Source organism: Thioalkalivibrio sp. AKL10 (genome assembly GCF_000381845.1).
GTDB classification, from domain to species: domain Bacteria; phylum Pseudomonadota; class Gammaproteobacteria; order Ectothiorhodospirales; family Ectothiorhodospiraceae; genus Thioalkalivibrio; species Thioalkalivibrio versutus.
Window position 1 is genome coordinate 548982 of sequence record NZ_KB907143.1, and the last position, 13751, is coordinate 562732.

Genomic DNA, 13751 nt, shown 5'->3' on the forward strand with positions numbered 1-13751 from the left:
CCTGGACCATGCACGTGCGGTCACCCGGCCCGGGTTCTCTCCCCGGCCGGTCCCCGGATTGTTAACGCCGTGGCGTCAGGAAAGACTGCTGATGACGTGCGTGAGGATCTGTTTCACCCGCGCCATGCCGACATCGAGATTCGCGGCGATGTCGTCCATGGTGATCTCGCCTTCGGCGCGTCCGGCCGCCCAGTTGGCGATTACGGCACAGCAGGCGTAGTTCAGCCCCAGTTCACGCGCCAGCGCCGCCTCGGGCATGCCGGTCATGCCCACCAGATCGCAGCCGTCGCGTTCCAGGCGATCAATCTCCGCGGCCGTCTCCAGGCGGGGTCCTTGCGTGGCCCCGTAGGTCCCGTGCTCCACGGCCTCGATACCCAGGTCGTCAATCGCGCGGATCAGTGTCTGGCGGACGTTGTCACTATAGGGCCAGGTCATGTCGATGTGGGTGACCTCTTCCAGGTCATTTCCCTCGAAGAAGGTATTCGCCCGTGACCAGGTGTAGTCGATGATCTGATCGGGGATCGCGACCATACCGGGCTTCATCTCTTCGCCAATCCCGCCGACTGCAGCCACGGCCACCACGTTGTCGATCCCGGCATTTTTCAGCGCCCAGATATTGGCGCGGTAGTTCACCTCGTGCGGCGGGATGGTATGCCGGGCCCCGTGCCGTGGCAGAAACACGATCTCGGTGTCGTTCAGGCGGCCGAACACCAGCGGCCCCGAGGGTTCGCCATACGGCGTGTGCATTACCTGACGCCGGGTGATCTCCAGATCCTTCAGCCGGGTCAGGCCGGTGCCGCCGATGACGGCGATACGGGGTGTGGACATGAGCGCCTCGGGCGTCAGTGGTTTAGTGGTCGGCCACGGCGAAGATGCCGGGCGCATTGCGCAGATAGTCCTGATAATCCATACCGTACCCGAACAGGTAGCGGTTCGGGGCCTCCAGGGCGGCGTAGTCGACGGTGATCGCCGGATCGCGTTCCGGGTTGTGCTTGTCCACCAGGACGATGGATATCACCTGCGCAGCGCCCTGCTCCTCGCAGAACGTCTTGATTCCCTCCAGGGTAATCCCGCCGTCGAGGATGTCATCCACGATGACAACGGTTCGGGCCTTGAGCGACGCCTGCGGACGGGCCAACCAGTGCAGCTGTTCGCCGCCGCGGGTGCCACCGCGATAGCGCGTGGCGTGCAGGTAATCCACCTGCATGGGGAACGACCAGCGGGTCAACAACCCGCCCATCAGCACCACCCCCCCGTTCATCACGCCCATGACCAACGGATTGCGGTCCTTCAGCGTGCTGGCCGTGCGTTCCGCCAGGCGGTCGATCGCCGTCTCGACGGCATCGCGGCTGAAGAGGCAGTCGGCGTCGCGCAGCGTGGCTCGGGCCTGTTCCGGGCTCATGGCATGTCCTGAGGGTATCGATGCGGGGAAATCATGTCCGAGCGCCGAACATTCGGCAAGGTTGGCCTCGCCTTTTCGGGGCCCGGAAACGCAACCGGCCGGCACAAGGGCCGGCCGGTTGAAAACGAACGTCGATAACCTTAGTAGGTAAAGGTGACCGTGTCGTCGTCCATCGCTTCGGAGATGACGTAGGCGCCGCCCACGGTTTCTTCGATCTCCGGAATCAGGTCGTTGCCCCAAAGATCCAGCGTCGGGGTGCAGACCTTCATTACGACGCCGGCTTCGTGGGCGTCCTTCATGAAGTCGTAGACGCTCTTGCTGGAGCCTTCCTGCACGAACAGGTTCTCGGCAACGCCCTTCTTGGCGAGCTCGCCAGCACGGCCGGTCATCACGATTTCAACGTCGTATTCCATGGCGGCAGCCACGGTGGCCTGGAAGAACGGGGCACCCAGTTCGGAAGCGTTGCTCGGGTCGGTGTTGACCATGACGATCATGAGCTTATCGGCCATTTTGGATCTCCAACTTCAGTGGTGAGTGTGAATATTACTAGCTGCTCAACTGCAAACCGGTGGCGCATTATAGGCGGCTCGGCACGCGGGTGCCAATGCGCCCTTTCCATGGGGTTATGCAGTGGCGATCTGGCTCGCTTGAGTCCAGCGCGCCAACCGCGCGCGCAGTGCGACGAGACCCTGTGGATCAGGCTCCACTGGGCGCGCCCGCAAGCGTTCCAGTCGACGCCGCGATTCAGGTGACAACGGCTGATCCGCCTGGGCGGCAAGGATGATGTCGGCTTGTTCCGGCTGGTTGCAAATCAGCACCATGTCGCAGCCGGCCGCCCGTGCGGCCGCAGCGCGCTCGGCGGGACCGCCGATGCCCTCTGCCCCAGCCATGGCGAGGTCGTCGCTGAGGATCGCCCCGCGATAGCGCAGTTCGCGGCGCAGGATGTCCTGCAGCCAGACGCGCGAGAAGCCCGCGGGATGTTCATCCACCTGTGGGTATACGACGTGTGCCGGCATGATGGCCTCGAGGTCCCCGAGCACCGGGCGAAACGCCTCCAGGTCCTGATTCTCGATCTCGGAGAGTGGACGGTCGTCGACCGGCAAGGCGACATGCGAATCCGCGGCAACAGCCCCGTGACCCGGGAAATGCTTGCCCACGGCCGCCATGCCGGCCGCGGACAGGCCCCGGATCAACTCGCCGGCCAGGCGCGCGATCACGTCCGGGTCATAATGGAAGGCACGATCGCCGATGATCTCGCTGATGTCGAGGTCGCGATCCAGCACCGGGGTAAAGCTGAAGTCGATGTCCACCGAGCGCAGCTCGCGCCCGAGAAGTTCGCCGGTCGCATGGGCGAGCTCGCAGGCCTTGTTGCGGTCGTAATCGTGGACATGGCCCAACTGACGCATCGGCGGGATGGCGGTGAAGCCATCGCGCAGCCGTTGCACCCGTCCGCCCTCCTGGTCCACCGCAATCAGGATGCCGGGGCGCTCGGCGCGAATGGCGGCGACCAGCGCGCTCACCTGCTCCGCAGTGCCGACGTTGCGGGCGAACAGGATCACGCCGCCGGTGGCGGGATGACGCAGGCGTTCACGGTCTTCGGGAGTCAGTTCGGTACCGGCGACATCGAGCATCACCGGACCCAGGGGCAAGGGGTCGTTCTTGGACATCACTCAGGGGCTCGATTCGGCGCTCCCGCGGGAGCCATCTTTTCAGGATAGCGAGGCTTCGGGGAGAAAGGCGAGTGCCTTGAGCTTTTCGATGCGATTGCGAATCCGGGCGGCCTCCTCGAACTCGAGGTCGCGGGCCTTGGCAAACATCTCCTTTTCCAGGCGTTCGATCTCCTTGGCCGCGTTGTCCGGTGCGCCCACGTAATCGGCGCCCTCCTCCGCCACCTTTCGACCTCGTCGGCCGCCGGCGCCGGGCATCGCGTTGCGCGCCTCCAGGATGTCCGCAACGTTCTTGCGGATGCCGATGGGCGTGATCCCGTGGGCCTCATTGTGCTCGATCTGCTTGGCACGGCGGCGCTCGGTCTCGTCGATCGCACGCCGCATGGATCCGGTCACCTTGTCGGCGTACAGGATCGCCTTGCCGTTGACGTTGCGTGCGGCGCGGCCGATGGTCTGGATCAGCGAACGATCGGAGCGCAGGAAGCCCTCCTTGTCGGCATCCAGGATCGCCACCAGCGAGACCTCCGGCATGTCCAGGCCTTCGCGCAGCAGGTTGATCCCCACCAGCACATCGAACTCGCCCAGGCGCAGGTCGCGGATGATCTCCATGCGCTCGACGGTATCGATATCCGAGTGCAGGTAGCGCACGCGTACCCCGTGCTCGGACAGATAATCCGTCAGATCCTCGGCCATGCGTTTGGTCAGCGTGGTGATCAGGACGCGCTCGTTGCATTCGACCCGATCGCGAATCTCGGAGAGTGCGTCGTCCACCTGGGTACCGGCCGGGCGGATCTCCAGGATCGGGTCCAGCAACCCGGTCGGGCGCACCACCTGGTCCACGATCGCGTCGGCATGCTCACGCTCATAGGGCCCCGGGGTGGCGGAGACGTAGATCGTCTGCGGCTGCAAGGCCTCGAACTCCTCGAAACGCAGCGGCCGGTTGTCCAGGGCCGACGGCAGGCGAAAGCCGTATTCGACCAGCGTCTCCTTGCGCGAACGGTCGCCCTTGTACATCCCGCCCACCTGCGGGACCGACACGTGCGACTCGTCGATCACCAACAGCGCATCCTTGGGCAGGTAGTCGAAAAAGGTCGGTGGCGGCTCGCCCGGGGCGCGGCCGGAGAGGTAGCGCGAGTAGTTCTCGATGCCGTTGCAGTAGCCAATCTCGAGGATCATCTCCAGATCGAACAGCGTGCGTTGCTCCAGCCGCTGCGCTTCGACCAGCCGGTCTTCCTTGCGCAGAAAGTCCAGGCGCTCCTTCAATTCGTCGCGGATGTGGTCCACCGCCCCCAACAGGGTTTCGCGCGGCGTCACGTAGTGGGTCTTCGGGTAGATCGTCAGGCGCGGGACGGTGCGCAGCTGTTCGCCGGTCAGGGGGTCGAAATACGACAGGCGTTCCACCTCGTCGTCGAACAGCTCGATGCGCACCGCCTCGATGTCCGACTCCGCCGGGTGGATGTCGATGACTTCGCCGCGGACGCGGTAGGTCGCACGGCGCAACTCCGCATCGTTGCGGGTGTACTGCAACTCCGCCAGGCGCCGCAGCAAGTCGCGCTGGTCAATACGCTCGCCGCGCTCCAGATGCAGCACCATGGAAAGATACTTGCGCGGATCACCCAGGCCGTAAATCGCGGAGACCGAGGCCACGATGATCGCATCGCGGCGCTCCAGCAACGCACGCGTGGCCGACAGGCGCATCTGCTCGATGTGGTCGTTGATCGACGCGTCCTTCTCGATATAGGTATCCGAGGACGGGACGTAGGCCTCCGGCTGGTAGTAATCGTAGTAGGAAACGAAATACTCCACCGTGTTGTTCGGGAAAAACTCCTTGAATTCCCCGTACAATTGGGCGGCCAGGGTCTTGTTTGGCGCCAGGATGATGGTGGGGCGCTGGATATTCTCGATCACATTGGCGATGGTGAACGTCTTGCCCGACCCGGTGACCCCGAGCAGGACCTGATGTGCCAGGCCCGCCTCGAGGCCTTCGGTCAATGCCGCGATCGCCGCGGGCTGGTCGCCAGCCGGCTGGTATTCGGACACCACCTGGAATTGTTCGCCTTCGCCTGGCTGCACCTTATCCTCCGCGCCTGATTTCAGTATCATTTCGCACCCGACCGCCCGCGCGGCCCTTCGCCCCGATCACACAGAGGCCCCACCTTGGAAATCGAGCTCTCCGACCGCGTCCAGCGTATCCAGCCCTCCCCCACTCTCGCCGTCAGCGCCCTGGCCGCCCAGTTGCGAGCCGAGGGACGGGACATCGTCGGGTTGGGGGCGGGAGAACCGGATTTCGATACCCCCGAGCATATCAAGCAGGCCGCGGTCGACGCGCTTGCCCGCGGAGAAACCAAGTACACTCCGGTGGACGGAACGGTCAGTCTCAAGGCCGCCATCATTCGGAAATTCGATCGCGACAACGGCCTGACGTTCACCCCCGACCAGATCCTGGTCTCCTCCGGCGGCAAGCAGAGCATCTTCAACCTCTGCCAGGCCCTGCTGAACCCGGGCGACGAAGTGGTGATCCCAGCCCCCTACTGGGTCTCCTACCCGGATATTGCCCTGCTCGCCGGTGCCCGGCCGGTGGTCGTCAGCGCCGAGCAGGAAGCCGGCTTCCGCATCACCGGCGCACAGCTGGAAGCGGCGATCACCCCAAACACCCGCCTGGTGTTCCTGAACAGCCCGTCCAACCCCACAGGTGCCGCCTATTCGGCCGAGCAACTGACGGAACTGGCCGAGGTCCTGCGGCGCCATCCGCGCGTCGTCATCGCCACCGACGACATGTACGAGCACATCCTGTTCGGCTCCACGCCGTTCGTGAACATCGTCAACGTGGCCCCGGACCTGCTGGACCGTACCGTCGTCCTGAACGGCGTTTCCAAGGCGTACGCGATGACCGGCTGGCGTATCGGCTACGCCGGTGGACCGAAGAACCTGATCGCGGCGATGAAGAAGATCCAGTCGCAAAGCACCTCCAACCCGACTTCCATTGCCCAGGCCGGGGCCGAGGCCGCCCTCGATGGCGATCAGGACTGCGTGGTCGCCATGTGCTCCGCCTTTGCCGAGCGGGCACGTCGTGTGGTCGACGGACTCAATGCCATCGACGGCATCGAGTGCCTGATGCCAGACGGTACGTTCTACTGCTTCCCGCGCGTCACCGGATTGATGCAGGCCGCGGACATCGATACCGATGTGGCCCTGACCAAGCAGCTGCTGGACGAGGTGGGGGTGGCTCTGGTGCCGGGCAGCGCCTTCGGGGCCCCTGGTCATGTCCGCGTCTCGTTTGCCACCAGCGTCGATCAGCTCGACAAGGCCCTGGAACGGCTGCGCCAGTTCGTGGCCAACCACCGTTAAAGCCGCGAACGGCGGTAAAACGCGAAGGGCGGCCAGATTTTCCTTGACGCCCCCGCCCCGCCCCATTAGGATTTGCGCCCAATTCCCCGGTAGCTCAGTCGGTAGAGCGGGTGACTGTTAATCACTAGGTCGGCGGTTCGAGCCCGTCCCGGGGAGCCAGATAAAGAAAAAGGGCCAGGTCATCGCGATCTGGCCCTTTTTCGTGGTGCGTACTGCGGTGCCGATTACTCGGGATCGTGTTCGATGGCCTCCAGAGAACCGATATAAATCGCGATGGCGCGGCGATCGGCATCGGTCAGATGGGCAGTGCCGTGATCGATCACGTCGGCCATGCCGCCGCCGGCAAAATCACCGTCGCGGGTCAGGCCCATCTCCAGATAGCGCGCAATATGCCGCTCCCCCCAGCGTCCGATGCCGGTTTCGCGATCCGGGGTGATATTGGAGGCAACGTCCCCGTCGGGCAGTCGGGCGCCGGCCCCAATGCGCTTGAGGTCCAGACCGCCGGTCCGCGTGCGCGGAGTATGGCACTCCATGCAATGCCCAAGGGCGTTGGCGAGGTAGGCCCCACGGTTCCATTCGTCCGACTGGTCGGGGTCGGCCTCGAAGGTGCCCGGTTCGAAATGCAGCCACTTCCAGCCCATCAGGGATGACCGGAACCGGGCATACCAGACCAGGTCATGCGGGGTGTTTTCTCGAGCGACGGGCTCCACCTCGGATTGCAGAAAGGCCCACAGGGCTTCCACGTCTCGCGGCTGGATCTTGGTGTACGACGTATACGGAAAGGCCGGATAGTAGTGGCGCCCGTCCGGGCTGCGGCCTTCGAGCAGGGCGCGCTTGAAGTCCTCTTCCGACCAGTCCCCGATGCCGTGTTCCGCATCCGGGGTGATGTTCGGACCATAGAACGCACCAAACGGGCTCTCGATCGCACGCCCGCCGGCCAGGAATTCCCCGTCTTCTGCCGTGTGGCAGGTCACGCAGCCACCGGCTCGCAAGACGTACTCACCGTAGGCGATCTGCTCGTCGGTACCCGCGGACGGGTCGTGCTCGCCAATCTGCACCCCTGCCTGCACCGTGGCCGCCGATCCAAGCAGAAAAAGGGCTGACAGACAGGCTGCCAGCCCCTTGTTACCTGCTAGCACTGCGGATTACTCGCGGCGGAAGTCGTCGTGGCAAGCCTGGCAGGACTGCCCGAGGTTGCGAAAACGAATGGCGTATTCGCCTTCGTCACCGGCCTCCACGGCTGCGTGCAGGGCCTCGGCGGCCTCCAGCGTGTCATTGGAGAGCTCCTCGAAGCGTTCCCAGTCATCCCAGATTTCTTCCTTGGCATCGGTATCCGGGAAATCGCTCCCCTCCGGAAAGAGGCCCGGGATGTCCTGGCTCAGCGCTACCAGCTGGCTGGTATGCATCTCGAGGTTGTCGCCGAACTCGGCTCCGTCCACCACCACGGCGGCAATGGCGCCCACGTTGCCACCAATGGCGCGCATCACACCCTGGCGGTAGTCGATCGTGGCCTCGTGCTCATCGAATGCGTGAACGGTACTTCCGGCACCCAACCCCAGGGTCAGTGCGGCGGCCACGGAGGTGGCGGTAATCAGGCGTGCGACGTTCTTCATGGTGCTTCCTCCCTGTAACAATCAAGACTTCGCGGATATCTGGCGAACCGGATATGCGAAGCCACTATAAACGGCGGGCCCGCCCCATTTCCATGAGCGAAATGGATTACCCATCACGATTGCGGGCTTTCCCGATTGACCACAACCCGTGCGCGGGGTTCCCGGACGAACCCGGTACAATCGCATTACGCCCAAGCGCTTCCGAGAAGATGACCCTGAACTCCCCCAACACGACCGACGAGACCGCCCTTCGCCAAGCCATCATCAACACCGGCCTGGAGACCAATCGTCGGGGGCTCAACCAGGGCACCTCGGGCAACATCAGCGCGCGCTTCGGCGACGGCATGCTGATTACGCCTTCTGGCATCCCGTACGAGGCGTTACAGCCGGACGACCTGGTGTATGTCGATGCAGATGGACAATGGGCGCCTGGCCGCAAGCCCTCGAGCGAATGGCACTTCCACCGCGCCATCCTGCAGGCGCGACCAGAGCTGGGAGCGGTCGTCCATGTCCATTCCGTCCATGCCAGTGTCGTGGCGATCCAGGGACGCGACATCCCCGCGCTGCACTACATGATCGCCGCCGCCGGCGGGAACTCCATCCGCTGCGCCCCGTACGCCACGTTTGGAACGGAGACCCTCTCGCGGCTCGCGGTGGCGGCCCTGCGGGACCGCACGGCCTGCCTGCTCGCGAATCACGGGATGATTGCCACCGGGACGGACCTGGAGCGCGCCCTGTGGCTGACCGAGGAGGTTGAACTCCTGGCACGGCAATATGTGCTGAGCCTGCAGATCGGAGGGCCGCAATTGCTGGATGACGCGGAGATGGATCGCGTCCTGGAAAAGTTTCGCCACTACGGGCCGCAGCGCGACAGGAAATAGACACGCGTGGAGCGCGCCACCCTCAAAGACCGGGGGTGACACCTTCTCCATCGGCCAGCGGGGCCGAGCGCGGGGCGAAATCGACCCGGTCTCGGGTTTCCAGATAGTGCTGCAGGGCCCAGGTCACCGATGGGAAGGCGCGTTCCTCCGGCAATTCATCGAATCGGAACAGGCCGACCTCTTCCGATTCAGGGCCCGGCCCAATCGCATCGCTCAGCAAGCGCGCCCGATAGATCATCTGCACATGCCCGATGTGCGGGACGCTATAGACGCCCAACAACTGACCAATTTCCAGATCGGCCCGCGCCTCCTCCCAGGCCTCGCGGCGGGCCCCCTCGGCCGGGCTTTCCCCCTTTTCCATGAACCCCGCCGGCAGGGTCCAGAAACCACGACGCGGCTGAATGGCCCTTCGACAAAGCAATACGCGGTCTTCCCAGATGGCCACGCTGCCGACGATGATTCGCGGGTTTTCGTAGTCAACGAAGCCACAATGGTCGCAGACACGCCGTTCGCGATCATCGCCTTCGGGGATATGGTGATGGAAGCTGGCATCCAGCCTGTTTTGATTGCGACTCATGGCGGTACCGTTAGGGGCGTTATAGCTTTAAATACAAAGTCGTACAGTGCCATGCGGTGCACCCGAGAGCCGAGCTCGAACACGCGCCGGTGGCCGCGGTCCACAATAGAGACTTGCGCACCGAGGCAGGACAGAGGCGAACATGACCACACGCACGCGCTTTACCGTTGGTGAGCTCATTCACCATACCAAGTTCGATTACCGGGGTGTGATCGTCGATGTAGATCCGGTGTACGCCGGGTCGGACGAATGGTACGAAACCGTGGCCAAGAGCCGCCCACCCAAGGACCAGCCGTGGTATCACGTGCTGGTGGACGGCTATTCGCACAGCACCTACGTGGCCGAACGCCACCTGGAGCCGGATACTCGCGGCGAACAGATCGAACACCCCGCCCTCGGGCAGTTCTTCGATCGTTTCATGAACGGCCGCTACTCGCGCCACGGCGAGCCCGGCGCCCACTAACCCACAACCGCAGGGAAGACCATGGCACAGGACAACCGCCGCAGCCGCGTCGTCACCGAAGGCCCCCGCCGCACGCCCAACCGCGCCATGCTGCGCGCAGTCGGCTTCGGCGACGACGACTTTCAGCGCCCGATCGTGGGCATTGCCAACGCCCACAGCACGATCACGCCCTGCAACATGGGCATTGGTGCCCTCGCCGCCCGCGCCGAACAGGCGGTGCGCCAGGCCGGGGGCATGCCACAGACCTTCGGTACCATCACCATCTCCGACGGCATCTCCATGGGGACGCCGGGGATGAAGTACTCGCTCGTCTCGCGTGAGGTCATCGCCGACGCCATCGAGACCGTAGTCAACGGCCAGAGCCTGGACGGCATTCTCGCCACCGGCGGCTGCGACAAGAACATGCCGGGGGCGATGATTGCCCTGGCCCGTCTTAACGTGCCGGGCATCTTCGTCTACGGCGGAACCATCAAGCCCGGGCACTACAAGGGTCAGGACCTGACGATCGTCAGCGCCTTCGAGGCCGTGGGCCAGCATGGTGCCGGCAATCTGTCCGACGAGGACCTTCAGGGCGTGGAACGCAACGCCTGCCCCGGCGCCGGCTCCTGCGGCGGCATGTTCACCGCCAATACCATGTCGAGTGCCTTCGAGGCCATGGGCATGAGCCTCCCCGGTTCGTCCACCCAGGCCGCCGAGGACCCGGAAAAGGGCGATTCGGCCGCCCGGTCGGCCGAGGTCCTGGTAGAGGCCATCCACGCGAACCGGCGCCCGCGCGACATCCTGACCCGCGAGGCCTTCGAGAACGCCCTCGCAGTGGTGATGGCCATCGGGGGCTCCACCAACGCAGTACTCCACCTGCTGGCGATTGCGCATGCCGCCGAGGTCCCCCTGGACATCGACGATGTCGAGCGCATCCGCCGCAAGGTCCCCGTGCTGTGCGACCTGAAGCCCTCCGGGCGCTACGTGACCACCCAGTTCCATGCGGTGGGCGGCACGCCCCAGGTGATGAAGATGCTCCTGAATGCCGGGCTGATGCACGGTGAGTGCCTGACGATTACCGGGGCCACCCTGGCCGAGACCCTGGCGGAGATCCCCGATGCGCCCTCCCCGGATCAGGAAATCATCCGCCCGCTGGAGCGGCCCCTGTACCCGCACGGGCACCTGGCCATCCTCAAGGGCAATCTCGCGACCGAGGGCGCGGTGGCCAAGATCACCGGACTCAAGCGGACCGCCATTGCCGGCCCCGCGCGCTGCTTCGACTCCGAGGAGGCCTGCCTGGATGCCATCCTCGACGGCCAGATCCAGGCCGGCGATATCCTCGTCATCCGCTACGAGGGGCCGCGTGGGGGTCCCGGCATGCGCGAGATGCTCGCGCCGACCGCCGCGATCATCGGTGCGGGCCTGGGCGATTCCGTTGGTCTGATTACCGACGGGCGCTTCTCCGGCGGGACGTACGGAATGGTGGTTGGACATGTTGCCCCCGAGGCCGCGACCGGCGGCACGATTGCGCTGGTCCGGGACGGGGATACGATCGAGATCGATGCCGGAGAAAACCGGCTCACGCTGCAGGTCGACGAAGCCGAGCTGGAACACCGCCGCGCGGCCTGGGAGCCGCCGGTGCCCCGCTTTGACCGCGGGGTCCTGGCGAAATACTCGCGTATCGTGGGCTCGGCCAGTCGCGGTGCCGTAACCGACGATTTCACCTGACGGCGGGGAGCAAAAGAGTCCGATGACACACCCGGACCCCCGCCACCCCGACTTCAGCATGATGCCGCCGGTGATCGGCTTCCTGCTGATCGCCAACGTGGGCCTGTTCCTCACCATGCCGTGGCTGGGTGACTGGTTGATCACCCATTTCGGGCTCTGGCCCATCGGCACGCCGGCCACCGTCCATCAGGACGGCAGCTGGATGCGGGTGCCCGACTTCCAGCTCTGGCAGCTGGTCAGTTACGGCTTTCTGCACGGCGGTCCAGTCCATTTGTTCGTGAACCTGTTCGCCGTATGGATGCTGGGCGTGCAGATCGAGAACGCGTGGGGTTCACGCACCTTCGGGACCTACTTTCTGGTGTGCGTGATCGGCGCCGGGCTGGTGCAGCTGGTCATCACTGCCCACGGCAACGGTGACATGATCTACCCGACCATCGGGGCCTCGGGCGGGGTATTCGGGGTTCTGCTCGCGTTCGGGATGATGTTCCCCAACCAGCGCCTGTTCCTGATCTTCCTGCCGATCCCGATCAAGGCCAAGTACTTCGTGATTGGCTATGGCGTGCTGGAGCTGTATCTGGGGATCTCCGGGACGCTTGCCGGCATCGCCCACTTCGCTCACCTGGGCGGGATGGCCTTCGGCTTCCTGCTCATCCAGTACTGGCGCGGGCGCCTGCCGGTCCGGCCGCGCCAGCGCCGTTTCTGGTGGTGACAGGACCCGCCGAGGCTCGGCGTCTCCCTAGCGGTTGCGGAGATACTCGGCGAAGTCGTCTTTCAGCTCCGGGTGGTTCAGGGCGAGTTCCACGGTCGCCTCCAGATAGCCCAGCTTGGAACCGCAATCGAAGCGGCGCCCCTCGAAGTTGAAGGCCGTTACCCGCTCCAGCTCCAGCAACCGCGCGATGGCATCGGTCAGCTGGATCTCGCCGCCGGCCCCTGGCTTTTGCGTGGCCAGCATCTCGAAGACTCTCGGGGTCAGGATGTAACGCCCCACCACCGCCACGTTCGACGGGGCCTGGTCCGGATCGGGCTTCTCGACAATCCCCTTCACATCCCAGCTGCGCGGGCCGGTCTTCACTGGATCGATGATCCCGTACTGATGTGTGCGGTCACCCGGCACTTCTTCCACCCCGAGCACGCTGCACCCGTGCTCGGCGTATTGCTCCACCATCTGCCGCGTCGCCCCGCCATTACTTGACTCGATCAGGTCGTCCGCCAGGATCACGGCAAAGGGTTCGTTACGCACAATCGGATGGGCACAGGCCACCGCATGGCCGAGACCCAGCGCATCGGACTGGCGCACATAGACACAGGTCACGTTCGGCGGAACGATATTGCGCACCTGCTCCAGGAGCTCTGTCTTGCCACGCTCCTCCAGCTCGTGTTCCAGCTCGTAAGCCTTGTCGAAGTGGTCCGGAATGGAGCGCTTGTTGCGCCCGGTCACGAACACCAGGGTCTCGATCCCCGCTTCCACCGCTTCCTCCGCTGCGTACTGGATCAGCGGCTTGTCCACGATCGGCAGCATCTCCTTCGGATTCGCCTTGGTGGCCGGCAGAAAGCGCGTACCCATGCCGGCAACCGGGAACACGGCGGTACGGATCGGTGGGTGATTCTGGCTCATTCCATCTCCTGGGCGCTCAATAACGAACCCCTGGCCCACGCGTCCTGCCGGACCCATTGACCAGGGGCTGGAACCGGGTGGCAGCACGCGCTGCCACCCACTACGCTACAACGTTACTCGACGACGATGCGATCGAGATTCATCTCCACGGTGCGTTCACCAATTCCGGAGACCTCGGTCAGTGCCTGCACCGAAGCGAACTCACCGTGTGCCTCGCGGTGCTCCACGATCGCCTGGGCCTTCACCGGACCGACGTTGTCCAGCGCGGCCAGCTCTTCGGCGGATGCGCCATTCACGTTGAGCGGCTGGCCTCCCGAGGCCGTAACCATCACCAACGGCAGGACGCAGAGGCCCGCCAGGGCCCAGCACTTCGCGCATTGAAAAAGCTTCCTCATGAAAACGCTCCTTATCTTCATTGAACGATCGGTGCATCCATGCACCAACGGCATCCTAGCGGGATTGATGCCCTGCGAAAACC

15 protein-coding genes and 1 tRNA gene are annotated in these 13751 nt (G+C 64.6%); 6 read left to right on the plus strand and 10 right to left on the minus strand.

Features of this window, described 5'->3' with window-relative positions:
* Positions 1 to 75: 75 nt before the first annotated feature.
* From G333_RS0108395 to uvrB, 5 genes are all read right to left on the minus strand, one after another.
* Positions 76 to 828 carry an S-methyl-5'-thioinosine phosphorylase gene (locus tag G333_RS0108395; protein ID WP_018951444.1) on the minus strand — a complete coding sequence of 251 codons (753 nt, stop codon included), beginning with the start codon at positions 826 to 828 and terminating at the stop codon, positions 76 to 78.
* Positions 829 to 850: 22 nt separating this feature from the next.
* Entirely contained in the window at positions 851 to 1402 is a 552-nt protein-coding gene (locus tag G333_RS0108400) for a hypoxanthine-guanine phosphoribosyltransferase (RefSeq protein WP_019628195.1), read from the minus strand.
* Positions 1403 to 1542: 140 nt separating this feature from the next.
* Positions 1543 to 1911, minus strand: a complete 369-nt coding sequence (locus G333_RS0108405; RefSeq protein WP_018145688.1) for a DsrE family protein — start codon at positions 1909 to 1911, stop codon at positions 1543 to 1545.
* A gap of 114 nt (positions 1912 to 2025) precedes the next feature.
* Positions 2026 to 3069, minus strand: coding sequence for a beta-N-acetylhexosaminidase (nagZ, locus tag G333_RS0108410; RefSeq protein WP_018951442.1), 1044 nt, complete (start codon positions 3067 to 3069; stop codon positions 2026 to 2028).
* Between the two features lie 42 nt (positions 3070 to 3111).
* On the minus strand, positions 3112 to 5142 hold the full coding sequence (gene uvrB / locus G333_RS0108415) for an excinuclease ABC subunit UvrB (RefSeq protein ID WP_018951441.1): 2031 nt from the start codon (positions 5140 to 5142) through the stop codon (positions 3112 to 3114).
* Positions 5143 to 5226: 84 nt separating this feature from the next.
* Between uvrB and G333_RS0108420 the strand changes: the two genes are divergently transcribed.
* Both G333_RS0108420 and G333_RS0108425 read left to right on the plus strand, forming a co-directional pair.
* Positions 5227 to 6417, plus strand: coding sequence for a pyridoxal phosphate-dependent aminotransferase (locus G333_RS0108420; protein WP_019628196.1), 1191 nt, complete (start codon positions 5227 to 5229; stop codon positions 6415 to 6417).
* An 83-nt stretch (positions 6418 to 6500) separates the two neighbouring features.
* Positions 6501 to 6576, plus strand: a tRNA-Asn gene (locus tag G333_RS0108425).
* Between the two features lie 65 nt (positions 6577 to 6641).
* On the opposite strand, the gene G333_RS0108430 is transcribed toward G333_RS0108425, so the two are convergent.
* Both G333_RS0108430 and G333_RS0108435 read right to left on the minus strand, forming a co-directional pair.
* Positions 6642 to 7523 (minus strand): cytochrome c, encoded by an 882-nt coding sequence (locus G333_RS0108430; RefSeq protein WP_369772988.1) that lies wholly within the window; start codon positions 7521 to 7523, stop codon positions 6642 to 6644.
* A 39-nt stretch (positions 7524 to 7562) separates the two neighbouring features.
* Positions 7563 to 8030, minus strand: a complete 468-nt coding sequence (locus tag G333_RS0108435) for a cytochrome c (RefSeq protein WP_018937592.1) — start codon at positions 8028 to 8030, stop codon at positions 7563 to 7565.
* Between the two features lie 209 nt (positions 8031 to 8239).
* On the opposite strand from G333_RS0108435, the gene G333_RS0108440 reads away from it, so the two are divergent.
* Positions 8240 to 8911, plus strand: a complete 672-nt coding sequence (locus G333_RS0108440) for an L-fuculose-phosphate aldolase (protein WP_019628198.1) — start codon at positions 8240 to 8242, stop codon at positions 8909 to 8911.
* Between the two features lie 22 nt (positions 8912 to 8933).
* Here G333_RS0108440 and G333_RS0108445 read toward each other — a convergent pair whose 3' ends face one another.
* Positions 8934 to 9488 carry an NUDIX domain-containing protein gene (locus G333_RS0108445; RefSeq protein ID WP_019628199.1) on the minus strand — a complete coding sequence of 185 codons (555 nt, stop codon included), beginning with the start codon at positions 9486 to 9488 and terminating at the stop codon, positions 8934 to 8936.
* 142 nt (positions 9489 to 9630) lie between these two features.
* On the opposite strand from G333_RS0108445, the gene hspQ reads away from it, so the two are divergent.
* From hspQ to G333_RS0108460, 3 genes are read left to right on the plus strand one after another with little or no spacing between them, the layout of a single operon-like run.
* Positions 9631 to 9951, plus strand: a complete 321-nt coding sequence (hspQ, locus tag G333_RS0108450) for a heat shock protein HspQ (protein WP_018169763.1) — start codon at positions 9631 to 9633, stop codon at positions 9949 to 9951.
* A gap of 21 nt (positions 9952 to 9972) precedes the next feature.
* Positions 9973 to 11658, plus strand: a complete 1686-nt coding sequence (ilvD, locus tag G333_RS0108455) for a dihydroxy-acid dehydratase (RefSeq protein WP_019562489.1) — start codon at positions 9973 to 9975, stop codon at positions 11656 to 11658.
* A 22-nt stretch (positions 11659 to 11680) separates the two neighbouring features.
* On the plus strand, positions 11681 to 12367 hold the full coding sequence (locus tag G333_RS0108460) for a rhomboid family intramembrane serine protease (RefSeq protein ID WP_019628200.1): 687 nt from the start codon (positions 11681 to 11683) through the stop codon (positions 12365 to 12367).
* Positions 12368 to 12394: 27 nt separating this feature from the next.
* On the opposite strand, the gene galU is transcribed toward G333_RS0108460, so the two are convergent.
* Positions 12395 to 13273 (minus strand): UTP--glucose-1-phosphate uridylyltransferase GalU, encoded by an 879-nt coding sequence (gene galU / locus G333_RS0108465; protein WP_018145699.1) that lies wholly within the window; start codon positions 13271 to 13273, stop codon positions 12395 to 12397.
* Positions 13274 to 13386: 113 nt separating this feature from the next.
* Positions 13387 to 13668 (minus strand): ComEA family DNA-binding protein, encoded by a 282-nt coding sequence (locus tag G333_RS0108470; RefSeq protein WP_018937596.1) that lies wholly within the window; start codon positions 13666 to 13668, stop codon positions 13387 to 13389.
* Positions 13669 to 13751 lie beyond the last annotated feature (83 nt).

Bases quoted from the DNA above. Each gene is read 5' to 3' on its own strand.
- G333_RS0108395 (WP_018951444.1), bottom strand. From the start codon at position 828: ATGTCCACACCCCGTATCGCCGTCATCGGCGGCACCGGCCTGACCCGG.
- G333_RS0108400 (WP_019628195.1), bottom strand. From the start codon at position 1,402: ATGAGCCCGGAACAGGCCCGAGCCACGCTGCGCGACGCCGACTGCCTC.
- G333_RS0108405 (WP_018145688.1), bottom strand. From the start codon at position 1,911: ATGGCCGATAAGCTCATGATCGTCATGGTCAACACCGACCCGAGCAAC.
- nagZ (WP_018951442.1), bottom strand. From the start codon at position 3,069: ATGTCCAAGAACGACCCCTTGCCCCTGGGTCCGGTGATGCTCGATGTC.
- G333_RS0108435 (WP_018937592.1), bottom strand. From the start codon at position 8,030: ATGAAGAACGTCGCACGCCTGATTACCGCCACCTCCGTGGCCGCCGCA.
- G333_RS0108440 (WP_019628198.1), top strand. From the start codon at position 8,240: ATGACCCTGAACTCCCCCAACACGACCGACGAGACCGCCCTTCGCCAA.
- G333_RS0108445 (WP_019628199.1), bottom strand. From the start codon at position 9,488: ATGAGTCGCAATCAAAACAGGCTGGATGCCAGCTTCCATCACCATATC.
- hspQ (WP_018169763.1), top strand. From the start codon at position 9,631: ATGACCACACGCACGCGCTTTACCGTTGGTGAGCTCATTCACCATACC.
- ilvD (WP_019562489.1), top strand. From the start codon at position 9,973: ATGGCACAGGACAACCGCCGCAGCCGCGTCGTCACCGAAGGCCCCCGC.
- G333_RS0108460 (WP_019628200.1), top strand. From the start codon at position 11,681: ATGACACACCCGGACCCCCGCCACCCCGACTTCAGCATGATGCCGCCG.
- galU (WP_018145699.1), bottom strand. From the start codon at position 13,273: ATGAGCCAGAATCACCCACCGATCCGTACCGCCGTGTTCCCGGTTGCC.
- G333_RS0108470 (WP_018937596.1), bottom strand. From the start codon at position 13,668: ATGAGGAAGCTTTTTCAATGCGCGAAGTGCTGGGCCCTGGCGGGCCTC.